This window comes from Sporanaerobacter sp. PP17-6a (assembly GCF_900095615.1).
In the GTDB taxonomy this organism is placed as follows: Bacteria; Bacillota; Clostridia; order Tissierellales; family Acidilutibacteraceae; genus Acidilutibacter; species Acidilutibacter cellobiosedens.
The window spans coordinates 12,199-27,488 of sequence record NZ_FMIF01000045.1 but is presented as its reverse complement, the minus strand read 5'-3'; the positions used below and the strand labels follow the sequence as shown (position 1 = coordinate 27,488).

General features: G+C 33.9%; 16 protein-coding genes and 1 riboswitch. Of the genes, 6 read left to right on the top strand and 10 right to left on the bottom strand.

All coding sequences use genetic code 11. The features are described from left to right. Positions 1 to 271: 271 nt before the first annotated feature. Positions 272 to 368: riboswitch (guanidine-I (ykkC/yxkD leader) on the top strand. Between the two features lie 57 nt (positions 369 to 425). The 5 genes from PP176A_RS15325 to PP176A_RS15310 are packed head-to-tail and all read left to right on the top strand — an operon-like array spanning position 426 to position 3,060. Next, positions 426 to 1,133 (top strand): B3/B4 domain-containing protein, encoded by a 708-nt coding sequence (locus tag PP176A_RS15325; RefSeq protein WP_071141353.1) that lies wholly within the window; start codon positions 426 to 428, stop codon positions 1,131 to 1,133. 18 nt (positions 1,134 to 1,151) lie between these two features. Further along, positions 1,152 to 1,841, top strand: a complete 690-nt coding sequence (locus PP176A_RS15320) for a radical SAM protein (RefSeq protein ID WP_071141352.1) — start codon at positions 1,152 to 1,154, stop codon at positions 1,839 to 1,841. Positions 1,842 to 1,869: 28 nt separating this feature from the next. Beyond that, the gene (locus PP176A_RS16105) at positions 1,870 to 1,980 is read left to right on the top strand and encodes a 5-oxoproline transporter, DUF979 family subunit (protein WP_234958966.1); all 111 of its coding nucleotides are present in this window, start codon (positions 1,870 to 1,872) and stop codon (positions 1,978 to 1,980) included. Positions 1,981 to 2,013: 33 nt separating this feature from the next. Next, positions 2,014 to 2,622, top strand: coding sequence for a pyroglutamyl-peptidase I (pcp, locus tag PP176A_RS15315; protein ID WP_071141351.1), 609 nt, complete (start codon positions 2,014 to 2,016; stop codon positions 2,620 to 2,622). Beyond that, entirely contained in the window at positions 2,623 to 3,060 is a 438-nt protein-coding gene (locus PP176A_RS15310) for a gamma-glutamylcyclotransferase family protein (RefSeq protein WP_071141350.1), read from the top strand. Between the two features lie 19 nt (positions 3,061 to 3,079). Here PP176A_RS15310 and PP176A_RS15305 read toward each other — a convergent pair whose 3' ends face one another. The 9 genes from PP176A_RS15305 to PP176A_RS15265 form a co-directional block, all read right to left on the bottom strand. Next, positions 3,080 to 3,766 carry a Crp/Fnr family transcriptional regulator gene (locus PP176A_RS15305; RefSeq protein ID WP_071141349.1) on the bottom strand — a complete coding sequence of 229 codons (687 nt, stop codon included), beginning with the start codon at positions 3,764 to 3,766 and terminating at the stop codon, positions 3,080 to 3,082. Positions 3,767 to 3,994: 228 nt separating this feature from the next. Then, positions 3,995 to 4,459, bottom strand: coding sequence for a DUF1097 domain-containing protein (locus PP176A_RS15300; protein ID WP_071141348.1), 465 nt, complete (start codon positions 4,457 to 4,459; stop codon positions 3,995 to 3,997). Between the two features lie 14 nt (positions 4,460 to 4,473). Beyond that, on the bottom strand, positions 4,474 to 5,709 hold the full coding sequence (preA, locus tag PP176A_RS15295; protein WP_071141347.1) for an NAD-dependent dihydropyrimidine dehydrogenase subunit PreA: 1,236 nt from the start codon (positions 5,707 to 5,709) through the stop codon (positions 4,474 to 4,476). Next, complete coding sequence (locus tag PP176A_RS15290) at positions 5,709 to 6,980, bottom strand: NAD(P)-dependent oxidoreductase (protein WP_071141346.1); 1,272 nt, start codon at positions 6,978 to 6,980, stop codon at positions 5,709 to 5,711. The genes preA and PP176A_RS15290 overlap by 1 nt, the downstream gene beginning before the upstream one ends. A gap of 349 nt (positions 6,981 to 7,329) precedes the next feature. Then, a complete protein-coding gene (gene pyrR, locus PP176A_RS15285) occupies positions 7,330 to 7,878 on the bottom strand; it encodes a bifunctional pyr operon transcriptional regulator/uracil phosphoribosyltransferase PyrR (protein WP_071141345.1) in 549 nt (182 codons plus the stop codon). A gap of 197 nt (positions 7,879 to 8,075) precedes the next feature. Continuing rightward, complete coding sequence (gene hydE, locus PP176A_RS15280; protein WP_071141344.1) at positions 8,076 to 9,128, bottom strand: [FeFe] hydrogenase H-cluster radical SAM maturase HydE; 1,053 nt, start codon at positions 9,126 to 9,128, stop codon at positions 8,076 to 8,078. 99 nt (positions 9,129 to 9,227) lie between these two features. Then, the gene (locus tag PP176A_RS15275; protein ID WP_071141343.1) at positions 9,228 to 10,979 is read right to left on the bottom strand and encodes an ABC transporter ATP-binding protein; all 1,752 of its coding nucleotides are present in this window, start codon (positions 10,977 to 10,979) and stop codon (positions 9,228 to 9,230) included. Next, positions 10,979 to 12,712, bottom strand: coding sequence for an ABC transporter ATP-binding protein (locus PP176A_RS15270; protein WP_071141342.1), 1,734 nt, complete (start codon positions 12,710 to 12,712; stop codon positions 10,979 to 10,981). Before PP176A_RS15270 ends, PP176A_RS15275 begins: the two co-directional genes overlap by 1 nt. Beyond that, positions 12,705 to 13,166, bottom strand: coding sequence for a MarR family winged helix-turn-helix transcriptional regulator (locus PP176A_RS15265; protein WP_071141341.1), 462 nt, complete (start codon positions 13,164 to 13,166; stop codon positions 12,705 to 12,707). Before PP176A_RS15265 ends, PP176A_RS15270 begins: the two co-directional genes overlap by 8 nt. A gap of 179 nt (positions 13,167 to 13,345) precedes the next feature. Here PP176A_RS15265 and thpR point away from each other — a divergent pair, with 179 nt between their 5' ends. Further along, a complete protein-coding gene (thpR, locus tag PP176A_RS15260; RefSeq protein WP_071141340.1) occupies positions 13,346 to 13,888 on the top strand; it encodes an RNA 2',3'-cyclic phosphodiesterase in 543 nt (180 codons plus the stop codon). Positions 13,889 to 13,961: 73 nt separating this feature from the next. On the opposite strand, the gene PP176A_RS15255 is transcribed toward thpR, so the two are convergent. Then, positions 13,962 to 15,236, bottom strand: coding sequence for an adenylosuccinate synthase (locus PP176A_RS15255; protein WP_071141339.1), 1,275 nt, complete (start codon positions 15,234 to 15,236; stop codon positions 13,962 to 13,964). Positions 15,237 to 15,290 lie beyond the last annotated feature (54 nt).

Below are 15,290 nucleotides of genomic sequence, written 5' to 3'. Positions count from 1 at the left end.
GGATGAAGCTGGTTTATGTCTCGCAAGTCTTGCCGAATCAGATGGGAAAGAATATATTTTGGTTACGGCAGGAGCCGAAGGAAATCATAAAACGGAACAGTATAATATTATAGATGCGGTTACGGTGTATAACAGTTTGGAAAACAATTAACGGCGAGGAAATTAGGCGGATGACTAAGAGAAATATATTTTAACAAAAAATTGACTTAATCTTAGTATTATGCTAAAATTAATTTATATTTTAAACTTGTAAATTATAATTTGGTTATATATTTAAGCTTTCTAGGGTTCCGCAGTTTATAACTGGCAGGTCCGAGAGAAAGGCACACAGTTGACTGTGTACACGGAAGGATAAAAGCCTGGGAGATATTTCATAATATTTCTAAGGCTTTTTTTAGTATTTATTTTTGAGGAGGTACATTTTAATGAAAAAATTTATTATTGAAGATGACTTTTGGAACCTATTCCCCAATGCAAGAATTGGTGTTGTTATTTGCCACGGCATAGATAATTCTATAAAAGATAAAGACAAATATAAGGATATGATTTGTAATTCAGAAAAGGAGTCCTTAAAATATTTGAAGAATGTAGAATTCAGTAGTAACGAAGTTATAAAAGTATGGAGAGAGGCGTTCCAAAAATTTAAAACAAAGAAAGGTGCAAGATCGTCTATTGAGGCATTACTAAAGCGAGTGCATAATGGAAACCATTTAGGAACTATTAATCCTTTGGTTGATATTTACAATTCTATTTCCTTAAAATACGGACTGCCCTGCGGTGGTGAGGATATCGATAAATTCGTCGGAGATATAAGATTGACCAAGGCAGTTGGAAATGAAAATTTTGTTACATTAGGAACGGATGAAAATGCACCACCCTATGAAGGTGAAATAGTATATAAAGATAACGAAGGAGCAATTTGCAGATGTTGGAATTGGCGGGAATCAGTAAGAACAATGCTCACCGAAAATACAAAGAATGTTTTTTTGTGCATTGAATTAATTGATGAAAAAAGGTTAGAAGAATTTGAGAATGCTCTAAAGGATTTAGCAAAAATAGTACAAGATAATTTAGGTGGAACATGTAAGATTACAATTCTTGATATTAACAATAAAGAAATATCAATAAATTAATTTGAGGAGGATAAGATGATGAGTGGTTTCAGTTATAAAGATGTTTATATTGAAGACGGAAGAAGAGTGCTGGAAGTTAACATGCTTCCAGAAAAGTATTGTAACTTTGACTGCATATTTTGCCCTATTGGAAGATCGAAAAATAAGATAGATACCCAAAAGTCATTTGATAAAATAGACAGTTCATTGATTGAGTTAGAAAACATGATAGAAAATACAAAAGCAGAATTAATTTTTATTAACTCAAAAGGAGAAGCCTTAGTAAATGATAAAATTGGTGATATTATTGACTTTATCAAAGCCAAAGGTTTACCTGTGAGACTGCTTTCTAATGGATATCTATTAGGTAGAGATGAATATATGAAAATTGCTAATAAATGTGATGAGGTTGTTGGAGAGATAAAAACAATAACAGAAAAAGATTTTCAAAAAGTTCAAAGACCGATTGAAGGGTATACGCTGGCAGAATATATTTCGAATATGGCCTCCTTTAGTAAACAATATAAAGGAAAATTTCTATTTGAAATTACTATCATTAAGGGCTATAACGATAACGAAGAATCAATTCAGAAGATAAAAAATATTATTAAGGAAATATCTCCCGACAAGATAATTGTTGCAAGAATGGAAGATGAAAGGTTTAAGAAAAAACTTGGTATAACCGATGAAAGATTCGAGGAAATTTCAAATGCATTACTAAATGTTTAGTAATGCTGATACGTAATATTTTTATATCGTGCCTACTGCTATTCTTGAGATTAAAGATAAAAAATACGGTGTAATAAAATATCAGCTGCCGGTAGCTTTAACAATGTTATTAATTCATATTTTTTGGGCTTTTGCTTAATTTATATATTTATAACATCAAGGAGGTCATAGAATGAAAATTTTAATTACGGGTTTTGATCCTTTTGGAGGAGAAGACATTAATCCCGCCTACGAGGTTGTAAAAAAAGTAAAAGATAATATATGTGGTGCAGATGTTATAAAATTTCAAGTACCTACTGCATTTAACGAATCCATCAAGCGTACCACTGATAAAATAAAAGAAATCAACCCTGATTTTGTGCTAAATATCGGTCAGGCAGGGGGAAGAACCGGAATTAGCATTGAAAGAGTGGCAATAAATATTAATGATGCCAGAATCCCGGATAATTTAAATCAACAACCTATTGATGAAAAAATAGATGAAACCGGGCAAAATGCATATTTTGCTTCTATCCCCATAAAAAATATAGTAAAAGCGATAAAAAACAAGAAGATTCCCGCGGCCGTCTCTGATTCTGCCGGAACCTACGTATGTAATCATCTCATGTATGGTATATTAAACTATATTTATAAAAACAATCTAAATATCAAAGCCGGATTTATCCATATCCCCTATTTATTTCAACAGGTTATCGATAAGCCAAATATGCCGGGAATGGATATAGATACAATGGTAACAGCAATAGAAACTGCAGTGGAAGTTATAGTTACGGAAAAATAAATGTATGAAATAAAGATATTTATTTATGGAACCCTTATAAAAAATTTCAGGAATTATAACAAATATTTGAAAAGTAAGGTAACTTCTATCACTGTAGCATATATATACGGAAAATTGTATCATTTAAAAATCCACAACTGTCCGGCTATAATTGACGGAAAAGATAAAGTATACGGACAGGTAATTGCTTTTAATGACGATGCCGAATATACCTTGCTTAAAACCATTGATAATTTTGAAAAATATTTTTTTGACAGAGACAAAATTATCTACGAAAGGAAACCGGTAGATGTTTATTATCTGGATAACAATAATAAGGAAAGATTATCTTTTTATAAATTAGTAAATAGAGATGTACTAAAAAGTGAAAATGCAGAATATATATCTTCCGAAAATTGGGAAAGATATTTAAAATTTCAAAAAAATAAGATGCTTTAGAATTTCTAAAGCATCTTATTTAATCTAAAATCAGATCTATATATTTTTTTAAAGCTTCCGGATCATTAATTACTATTTTTTTATCTTCATAGCTTATTATTTTTTCGCTCAAAAGTCTATTCAAACAATTTGTTACGGTTATTCTTGAACATCCTATAATATTGGTCAACTCCTGATGGGTAAATACCATATTTATAACGTTTCTGCCCGACGGGCCTTCACCCGTACATGAAGAAAGCCTCAACAACGTATCGGCAACCTTGCCCATGGAATCATTGAAAACCTTATTTGTAAGCTGAAACAAAATTATCCTGAATTTTCTGGTTATACTATGGATAAAATATCTGTAACCTTCCGGGTTATTTATAAGTTCCATATTAAGCTTATCTTTTAACAAAAAGGAAACCTCCGAATCTTCTCTGGCAATTGTTGAAATATTATTTTCTCCTCCGCAGAAATAAAAAGTCTCTCCGAATATTTCTCCTTCTCTGAGCAAATATAAAGGATGGATATTTCCTTTCGAGCTTATAATGCTCTGGGAAATAACTCCCTTTACCACGATCCCCACAAAATCATCGCCTTCATAATTAATGACTTCCTTTTTCTTATAACTTTTTATTATGCCGACAGTGTTTGCCAAATTTAAAAAATATCTTCTCATTTCCGTCTGTCTTTCATCATCAAATAAATCTTTGTACATACACATATGATTCACCACCGCTAAAACATGATAATAATATTACTATTATACCATATTCCTTTTAATATTATAAAAAAGGCTTTTATTAAAGTATTAACAAATTAAGGATGTCCCTTTTGAAACCTATTTTATGGAGAATTTATATTAATGAAATGTTAATCTTCCTATAGGTTATAAAGAGATGCTTTCTTCCGATAAAAATTAAAATCGGAGAAAGCATCTCTTTTAATAATACTATGATTTTTGACTACTTGGTTGGTATATCCTATGAAGCCATATTCCTCCCATATCGGAAAAATATCCTAAAGCAGCTCCGCAAAGAAGTGATACGATTACCAGTTTCCAGTCTCCTCCTGCTCCAAAAGTCGAAAAACTTCCGCAAAATGTTCCGGGTATAAATGATAAGAGTTTAAATTTAGATTGAGCGCACATTACAAAGGAAAATATTCCCGTCATCACGGCTCCTGCTACTGAAGAACCGAAGTGCTCACTCGTTATGATAATCATCATAGCCCACAGAACTCCTGTCATATTACAGATAATGGACTTTTTCAATCCTTCCTTTTTCCCTCCCGAAGCATAATAACTTGTGCAGCCTACAAATCCGACCCAGCATAACAACCCAAGGGGAGAACTTATAAAACCCCAGATTCCGGATAATATGCCTACACTTATGGCACTGCATATTATTTGACTCATATATTATCCCTTCACTAAAGGGCGACTGCTTCTTCTTTGCAGCCCTTTTTGAATTCTATATCACCCTTTGAAATGCATTGAACAGGGCATACATTAGCACATAAATGACATCCTACACATTTTTCCTTATCCAGAACAGGTTTCCTGTTTTCGTCATCCCAATTAATAGCCTGATGTCCTCCATCATAGCATGATATATAACATCTTCCGCAGCCTACACATTTTTCTTCGTCAAATTTGGGATATACTATATAGCTTCTGTCCAAATCTTCTGCCGGAATTATGTTCTTATTTGCCAAACCAACCATATCGTCCAATTTTTTAAATCCTTTTTCTTCCATGTAATAGGATAATCCTTCGATTAAATCCTCTACTATTCTATAACCATACTGCATTATAGCTGTGGTTACTTGTAGATTCGTCGAACCCAAAAGTATAAATTCGGCAGCATCTTCCCAAGTTTCTATGCCCCCTATTCCGCTTATGGGAATATTTTTAAGTTTTTCATTTGTAGCTAACTCCTGTATAAATCTTAAAGCTATAGGTTTAACCGCTTTCCCTGAATATCCCGATACTGAAGATTTTCCGTTAACTATGGGAAGCCCTATAAATTTATTGAGATCTATTCCTGTTATACTCTTAACCGTATTGATTGCCGATATTCCTGTTGCTCCTCCTTCAATTGAAGCTATTGCAGGTAATGACATATTGCCTATATTCGGAGTCATTTTAGCAAGAAACGGAAGAGAGGTTCCCCGTCTTACGGCCTGGCAATATTTCTTTACCAGTTCCGGATTCTGGCCTACATCTGAACCCATTGCATGGCTCGTCATCTGAGGGCATGAAAAATTACATTCAATTATATCCGCTCCCGCCTCAGTAACAAGTTTTGCAAGTTTCTCCCATTCTTCTTCATTTTGTCCCATTATGGAAGCTATCAATACTTTATTGGGATAATCCTTTTTTATTCTTCTTATAGCTTCAAGGTTTTCTTCCAAAGGATGCTCTGCTATTTGTTCCATATTTTTAAACCCTATAAAGGGTGTACTTTCTTTTCTTAAGTTATCAAAACGGGGTGAAACTTCATTTGCTATAAAGAATCCTACAGTTTTGAATACAACACCGCCCCAGCCGGTATCTAAAGCCTTAGCACACATTTCATAACAATTGCCCACTGGTGATGATGATAAGAAAAATGGATTTTCACATTTTACTCCGCAAAATTCTATAGAAAGATCTTTCTTTTTCATTATCTTACACCTTCTTTCTTGCTTGTTAAGTATTTAATTATTGAATCTGCTGCCTCTTTGCCTTCTTTTACCGCATATACCACTGTTTTATCTCCTTCGGCAATATCTCCCGAGGCAAATATTCCGTCTACATTGGTCATATATTTAGATGTTTTAAATATTCCCTTTTCATTAACATCAGCAGACACTATATTCTTTTCCGGCTCTTGTCCTACTGCGAATATGACCATATCGGCATCAAGATTAAGTTCTGAATTATCAAACATACCTACTGCTTTAAATTTAGAAACCCTTCCATTTTCACCGACTATTTCTGCAGGTTTAAATCCGGTAAAAACAGGTATGTTAAGTTCTTGAATATATGCTAATTCTTTTCTGTCGGCAGGCATCTTTTCCATATTTCTTCTGTAAACTACTTTTACATCTTCTGCCCCTAAAAGTTTAGCCGTAGAAGCACAATCCATGGCAACGTCTCCTCCGCCTATAACTACAACTTTCTTTCCTACTTCAATATTTCCTCTGGATGTTTTGGCTTTGGCCAAAAAATCCACTCCGTTTATAACACCTTTCAAATCGTTTCCTTTTATATTAACACCTTTACCTTTTTGCATTCCTGTCGCTAACAGAAATGCTCTAAACCCGTCTTTTTTAAGGTCCTCTATTTTAATATCCTTTCCTACTTTACAATTAGTTTTAAATTCAACTCCCAAATCCTTAACATATTGTATTTCATTTTCTACAATTTGCTGAGGCAGTCTGTTCTCCGGAATTCCGTATGTCAGCCAACCTCCGAGTTGTTCTCTTGCTTCAAATACAGTTACCTTATATCCTGTCAAAGCTAATTTAGCTGCCGCGGAAAGTCCGCTGGGGCCTGAACCTATGATTGCTACTTTATCCTTTGTGGCCTTTACAGCCTCCAGGGATTTAATCCCTGTCATTTGTTCATAATCTGTCAAATAGCGCTGAAGTTTTCCAATCTGTATAGGTTTATCTATACCGCATCTGCTACAGGCACCTTCACAATATTTATCTGTAGGACATACTCTGGCGCATATTCCTCCGAGAACATTATTTTCTCTGATAGTTGATGCTGCCCCCTTAAAGTTTCTGAAACGCAAAGAACGGATGAACTTTGCGGGGTCTGTCCCAGCTGGGCAAGCATTTGTACAAGGAGCATCATAACATAAAAGACATCTTGACGCTTCTTCGACTGCCAAGATTGGGGTAAACATTTTCTCTTTCTCTTGTAAATAATCTGTTTCCTTATCCAAAACTATTCCTCCTTTATATATTAATATTCAAAGGTTAATTGCATTTATATTTTAACAAAAAAATAAGCATATTTCTATTTAAGAAATATGCTTAAACCTCTATTTAAGTCAAAATTCGACTATCTACATCGATATGTTAAATTTATACCAATAATTATTTCAGATTTCGTCATCTTTTTAACAATGATTATGTCCTTCTAATAAATGTTAATCCGAAAAAATATCTCAAACCCAGTCTTTCCAACCATTTCAACTTTTTTAAACCCATTTAAGGAATTTACCCGAATTTATGAAAAAAACCTTGTACAAACTTTTAAATAATATAAGAAGTTCGCAATTAACCTTTGTATTATTTATATAAAGGATGTACAAGGATTTTAGCTGAATCAACTCCGTCTATTTCATTGACTTCTACGGAAACAATTTCATTTTGAGAAGTAGGTATATTTTTTCCTACATAGTCCGGCCTCACAGGAATTTCCCTATGCCCTCTGTCTATCAAAACGGCCAATTGAATTCTGTCTGGTCTTCCGTTATCAAATATGGCTTCTATAGCTGCCCTTACAGTCCTTCCGGTATAAATCACATCGTCTACCAATATTACATTTTTCTTCTCAACACTTGCCTCTATTTTACTATCCTTAACTATGGGAAAATCGGCTAATTCCGATAAATCATCTCTATATAAGGATATATCCAACTTGTATACAGGAACATCTATTTCTTCAAATTTTTTTATATTTTCAGAAATTCTTTCAGCTATAGGTATGCCTCTTCTTTTTATTCCCACAAGCATTATATTGCTCAAATCATTATTTCTTTCTATTATCTCATGAGAAATCCTGACTATGGATTTCCTCATTTTAACATCATCCATTATTATTGCCTTTAAATTCACCCGAATTCCACCTTTCTTCTATTAAGATAAAAAAATATCTTGATCCCTATAAATCAAGACATTCGCTTTCGCCTTACAACCTCCCAGGATCATTTAAAGGACTTAAATATACACTAAATATATAATTGTAAATTTATCTTAACATAAAATACTCCATATTTCAACTTATTTATAAAAATTTTTCTATATGGTTCATATTATAAGGCATGAACACTTTTCATACCATAATAATCTCCTCTCGAAAAATCCGGGACAAATCCCGCAACCTTTATCCTGTTGTCCAAACAATATCTGCATTCTGCTGCTTCTTCTCCTGTACATATTTTATTATCATATAGGGAATAATCCCTTCTCACTCCTACCGGAGAAAGATTAGGCATTACAACATTTGCTCCTGCCTTAAACCCTTTTTCCCTTCCCAAAGGATGAATTGTTCCCAAGGCTGTTGTTGAAGGTATGAGGGCTTTCGGAAGAAGAAGCCTTATTATAGCTATTAAAGCGACGGTCATATTCAAAGTTCCCTTTTTTTCATGAGCAAATATTGTATCCTTACTCGGAACAAAAGGGCCTATTCCTACCATATGAGGATTGAGTTCTTTTAGAAATAACAGATCCTCCACCAAATTATCCGTGGTCTGATAAGGAGAGCCTACCATAAATCCGGCTCCTATCTGAAAACCTATCTCTTTTAAGTTATATAAGCATTGTTTTCTGTTTTTGAGACTCAATTCCTTAGGATGGAGTTTTCTGTAATGTTCTTCATTTGCCGTTTCATGTCTTAGGAGGTATCTGTCAGCACCTGCCTGAAAATATCTTTCATATGTTTCATAGGATTTCTCCCCCACAGAAAGGGTAATGGCACAGTCGGGAAATTCTCTCCTGATTGAACTTATTATATCCGTCATTATCTCATCCGTATAATACATATCCTCTCCGCTTTGAAGTACAAATGTTCTAAATCCCAATCTATAGCCATTTCGGCAGCATTTTAAAATTTCCTCTTTTGTAAGCCTGTATCTGTGAGCATGAACATTACCCCTTCTTATTCCGCAATAGTAGCAATCATTTTTACAATAATTGCTGAACTCAATCAGCCCTCTGAAATATATACCATTTCCATAGTATTTCTTTCTTACCGATAAAGCAGCATTCAATAACTTCGGGCTTGGTTCCGCACTGTTTTCTTCAATCAATTCTTTAAGTTCATAAGGTTTAAGTTCGTTATTTTCATATAATTTTTCTATAAGCATCTATAACTCTCCTTAATTTTTACCATAAAACTTCCTCTATATTATATCATCTTATACCCAGATTTCATATTCTTTATTATAAATCATATAAAATAAATTCTATTCTAACTCAAAAGCTCCCGTGCACAAATCGTAGTATCTTCCTCTTTGTTTCAACAGTTCTTCATGGTTTCCTCTTTCAATAATTTCTCCATTTTCAATAACCATTATAGCATCAGCATTTCTTACCGTCGATAATCTATGGGCAATGATGAAATTTGTCCTCCCTTCCATTAACCTATCCATTCCTTCCTCAATATATTTTTCTGTTCTGGTATCTATGGAACTGGTGGCCTCGTCTAAAATCAGTATGGGCGGGTCCGCTACGGCTGCCCTGGCAATATTCAACAATTGTCTTTGTCCTTGACTTAAATTGTTTCCGTCTCCATCTATTACAGTATTATATCCATTGGAAAGTCTTCTGATAAAAGAGTCTGCTCCGGCTAACTTAGCCGCTTTTATTACTTCTTCGTCAGTAGCTTCCAGTTTTCCGTATCTTATGTTGTCTATAATCGTTCCCGTAAACAAATGAGTATCTTGTAAAACCATGGCAAGGGATTTCCTTAGGTTCTCTTTCTTTATTTTTCTGATATCGATTCCGTCTATGGTTATACTTCCTTCATCTATATCATAAAACCTTGTTAAAAGGTTTGTAATTGTAGTCTTCCCTGCTCCCGTAGAACCTACCAACGCAATTTTCTGCCCAGGCTTTGCATAAATAGAAATATTTTTAAGTACTATTTTATCGGGGTTATATCCAAAGGTTACGTTATTAAATCTCACATCTCCCTTTATATTTTTAAGCTCCATTGAGTCTGATTCGTCTTCTTTTTCAGGCTTGGTTTCCATAATCTCAAATATACGTTCAGCACCTGCAAGAGCTGATTGAATAGCGTTAATTTGATTGGTCATTTCGTTAATTGGCCTTCCCAGCATTCGTGAATACTGCAAAAATACCATAAGCCCCCCGATATCAAGACTTCCCCTGATAGCCAATATTCCGCCTATGCAAGCAGTCAAAGCATAATTAATAGTGTTGATATTTACCATTATGGGAATCATGAGGGCTGAATAAAACTGGGCCTTAGTTGCCTTTTCCTGAAGCTTTGTATTCAATCTTTCAAATTCCTCTTCTACATTTCGTTCAAAAGAAAAAACTTTCACTACTTTTTGTCCCGTAATTATTTCCTCAGCATATCCGTTTATTTCTCCCATAACGGCCTGTTGAGCCGAAAAATATTTCCTGCTGTTATGAAGAATATATCTTGCCAGTACTGTCATCAAAGGAATTATAACAACGGTTATCAAAGTCATAAGGGGATTTATTATGAGCATTATAGTAATTATTCCTACTACAATTATTATGCTCGAAAAAATTTGGGTCAAACTAAAATTTAAAGACTCACTTATATTATCCATATCATTTGTAAATCTGCTCATGATTTCTCCGTGATTTTTAGTATCAAAAAATCTTAAGGGAAGATCCTGCATCTTGGAAAAAAGATCTTTTCTAAGTGTATTTACAGTCCTTTGAGCCACATCCACCATTAACCTTGATTGAATATATTGGGATGACACTTCGGCAATATATATAAAAAGAAGGGCTGTCATTCCCCTGAGCATACCTTGAATATCCCCGGGAATAATATAATTATTTATTATAGGTCTTAATAGATATGAACCTCCGATGTTAGAAACACAATTTATAAAAACAAAAAATATGGCAAAGAATAACGAAATTTTAGATTTTTTTAAATATCTCCATAATTTTTTGGAAGTACTGCTTGTATTTTTGGGCTTTCTTCTTTCCATTATGCACTCACCTCATTTCCGTTTTGAGAATAATATATTTCCTGATATTCTTTATTATTTTGTAAAAGTTCTTCATGGGTACCTACAGCCGCTATTCTGCCTTCGTCTAATACAATAATTCTGTCTGCATCCTGGATTGAGCTTATTCTCTGAGCAATTATAAATGTAGTTATTCCTTTAAGCTCCCTACGAAAGGCCATTTTTATTTTAGCCTCGGTTTTAACGTCGACGGCACTAGTAGAATCATCTAATATCAATATCTTAAGATTTTTAAGCATTGCTCTGGCTATACTCAGCCTTTGCTTCTGACCTCCGGATATATTAACTCCTTCTTGTCCCAATTCGGTTTCATACCCCTTAGAAAATCCCATTATAAAATCATGGGCCTGAGCGCTTTTAGCAGCTCTAACTATCTCCTCAGTTTTAGCCCGAGTATTTCCCCACTTCAAATTATCTTTTATAGTACCTGAAAACAATACATTTTTTTGAAGAACAAACCCGATGGATTTTCTTAAGTCGTTTAATCTGTAATCCCTTACATCTACTCCGTCAACAAGCACACTCCCTTTCGTGGCATCATAAAGCCTTGGAATAAGCTGAACTAAAGAAGTTTTTCCGGAACCGGTTGAACCGACTATCCCTATTATCTCTCCTTTTTCAACTTTAAAAGAGATATCCTTTAAAGCGTAATCGGCATTTTCATCTTTATATTTAAAAAATACGTTTTTAAATTCGATGGTTCCTTCCTTGACTTCTCTTTCTTCCGCCTTTTCTTTGTCTTTAATATCAATCTCCGTATCCAATACCTCAATTATACGGTTTGCTGAGGCACTTGCTCTTGAAGCCTGGGTTATAACCATGCCGAGAAGAAGAAGGGAGAATAAAATCTGAGTGATGTAACTTATAAATGACATAAGTTCTCCTACTTGAAGGGAACCCTGCAATATTTTATTTCCTCCGAACCAAAGAAGTGCCATAATAGAAGACCTCATAACGACAATCATCAGAGGTCTATCCCAGATGACAATATGAAGAGCTCTCATAGCATTATTCATAAGCGCATCGCTGGATTCTTCAAATTTGTTTCTCTCAAAATCTTCTCTGACAAAGGATTTTACAACTCTTATATTTGTTAAATTCTCCTGAATATTTCCATTTACCCTATCCAATCTTTTCTGCATATTTACGAAAAAAGGAAAGGATTTTTTAAGTATTACAAATACACACGTTCCCAAAATCGGTATTGCAACAGCTACTACCAAAGCCAATTCCGAATTTATTTTAAAAGCCATAATTGCTCCGAATATAAGCATAAGCGGTGCTTTTACAAGAATCCTCAGCCCCATTATCGTCACCTGTTGAATTAAAGTTACATCGTTCGTAAGTCTTGTAACCAAAGATGCACTTTTAAACTTATCAATATTTGAAAACGAAAACTCTTGGATTTTATGAAAAACGCCTTTTCTAATATTAGTTGCAAAACCTACCCCTGCTTTTGATCCAAAATATACATTTATAATACCTCCTATAATGGCAATCAATGCCATTATAAGCATTAGGCCTCCTATTTTGAATATATAATTTAAATCCCTATTTTTTATTCCTATATCAACTATATCGGACATAAGCATAGGTTGAATAATTTCTCCCATTACATCAATGATCATAAATGATATTGCTAAAGCCGCATATTTTTTATATCCGTCAAAAAATGAGAAAAGCTTTTTAATCATCGGCATTACCTCCTTTATTAGAAAATTTAAATTTCTCCAGATTGTCTATAATTCTTGCATAATACATTTTTAGATTTTTTATTTCTTCATCACTAAACCCATCGAACATGTGGATATCCACATTCTTAAAAGCGTCTTCACATTTATCGACCATTTCTCTGCCTTTTTCTGTCAAACTTATATTATTGTATCTTAGATCCTTTTTGTCGGGAGTTTTTTTTATCAGTCCCGATTTTTCCAACCGTTTCAATGAAACCGCAATGGTAGCATTGCTGACATTCAAAAATTCCGCCAGATCTCTTTGGGTACATTCCCCTTTCTTTTTTAGATGAATAAGAGTAAGAGGTTGACCTTCGTATAATCCGTATCTTTTTAAAACTACCTGCATATTAGCCCTGTGAAGACATTTAATCTTTCTCTTCAGACTAATAAGTTCCAATTTATCCTCATCCAAAAATTACACCTCCAATCCCCAAAAGTTTTGAATTAAAGCGCTAAAAAATAATTAGCCGGTTAATTATCAGCCGACTAATTATATTATACACCCTTTTTAATTTAATACAATATTATTTATTTTGATTAAATTTGTTTAATGATATAAAATATTATATATTAAATCGGAAGGAGGATATTATGAGATTATTCATAGCCGTTAATTTCAGTGAAGAAATAAAAGATGAGCTTTTTCATATTTCCGATAAATTGAAACAGTTTTCAGAAAGAGGAAGTTTTTCACTCAAAGATAACATTCACTTAACCGTGATATTCTTAGGAGAAGTTGAAAATTCAAAAATAGAAACAATAAAAATCTCTATGGATGATTCTGTTAAAAATATTTCTTCTTTCCCCATAATTATCGAAGATATCGGAAACTTTAAAAGAAATGACGGATTGATACTTTGGTTAGGAATTAATGACAACGAAAATTTAAATTTAATTCACAAAAATCTTTCAAAAAATCTTTCGGATAAGGGTTTCGAGATGGAAAAGCGGAGGTATTCTCCTCATTTGACCTTGGGAAGAAGAGTAGTATTCAAAGAAGACTTTAATGACCTAAAAAAAGCTTTGAACTTTCCTCCAATAAAATTTACTTTAAATCATATAGATCTGATGAAAAGCGAAAGAATAAATAACAGAATGGTCTATACCAATATTCACAGCAGTTTTTTCAAATAAAAAAGGGCTGCTCTCTAAACATTGAAAGCTGCCTGAATTTTTCAGACAGCTTTCATTAAAAAACTTTATTTCATTACAGACGGATTATATCGTCTCTTCTCGGACCGTTTGATATTAATTTAATGGGGACATTTATATATTCTTCTACAAATTTTATATAATTCTTAGCGTTTTGAGGTAAATCCTTATATTCCTTAATTCCCCTGATATCTGATTTCCATCCGGGGAAATATTTAAATACCGGTTTGGCCTTTTCAAGTTGGGCATTAGTGGGAAACTCCTTTGTTTCTTTCCCGTCTATTTCGTAGGCCACACAAACAGGAATAGTGTCCAAATACCCTAATACATCCAATACCGTAAATGCAATTTCCGTAGCCCCTTGTGCTTTACAGCCGTATCTTGTGGCAACCATATCAAGCCAGCCTACCCTTCTGGGCCTTCCTGTAGTTGCCCCGTATTCTCCTCCGTCTCCTCCTCTTCTTCTCAGTTCGTCCCCTTCTTCTCCGAATATCTCGGTTACAAAGGGACCTGCTCCTACCGCGCTTGAATAAGCTTTAACAACAGATATTACATCTGTTATTTTATAAGGAGGAATTCCTGCTCCTACTGTGCCAAACCCTGCTAAAGTGGAAGAAGAAGTTACATAGGGATATATTCCAAAATCAGGGTCTTTCAATGCCCCCAATTGTCCCTCTAAAAGTATCTTTTTATCTTCATCTAAAGCCTTGTGAATGAATTCAAAAGTATTGGCAACATAAGGTTCTATTTCCCTTTTATATTCCATTAATTCCTTCATTAACTCATCAGGATCTAACTCAGGCTTATTATATAAGTACTTTAATGTTACATTTTTTATGGTGCAAATTTCCTCAACTTTTTCTCTCAACGAATCTTCATAGAACAAATCGTTTATTTGAAGACCCCTTTTATAATATTTATCAGAATAAAATGGTGCAATTCCCGATTTAGTAGAACCAAATTGTTTTTTTGAAAGCCTTTCTTCCTCATATTTATCAAATAAAATATGGTAGGACATCAATATCTGGGTACGATCTGAAACAAGTATTTTAGGTTTTTTAACTCCCTTTTCTTCAATCTGCTTAATTTCCTTCATTAAGTTCGGTATATTAAGAGCAACTCCATTGCCGATTATATTGGTAACATGATCGAAAAATACTCCTGAGGGTAACTGATGGAGAGCAAATTTGCCATGTTCATTTACTATGGTATGACCTGCATTACTTCCACCTTGAAATCTGATAACTATATCGGATTCCTTTGCAAACATGTCGGTAATTTTACCTTTCCCCTCATCACCCCAATTTGCTCCAACTATAGCTTTTACCATAAACATTCACCTCTGTTTTATTCTTTAACTTAAATAGTTAACAAAATCATTATA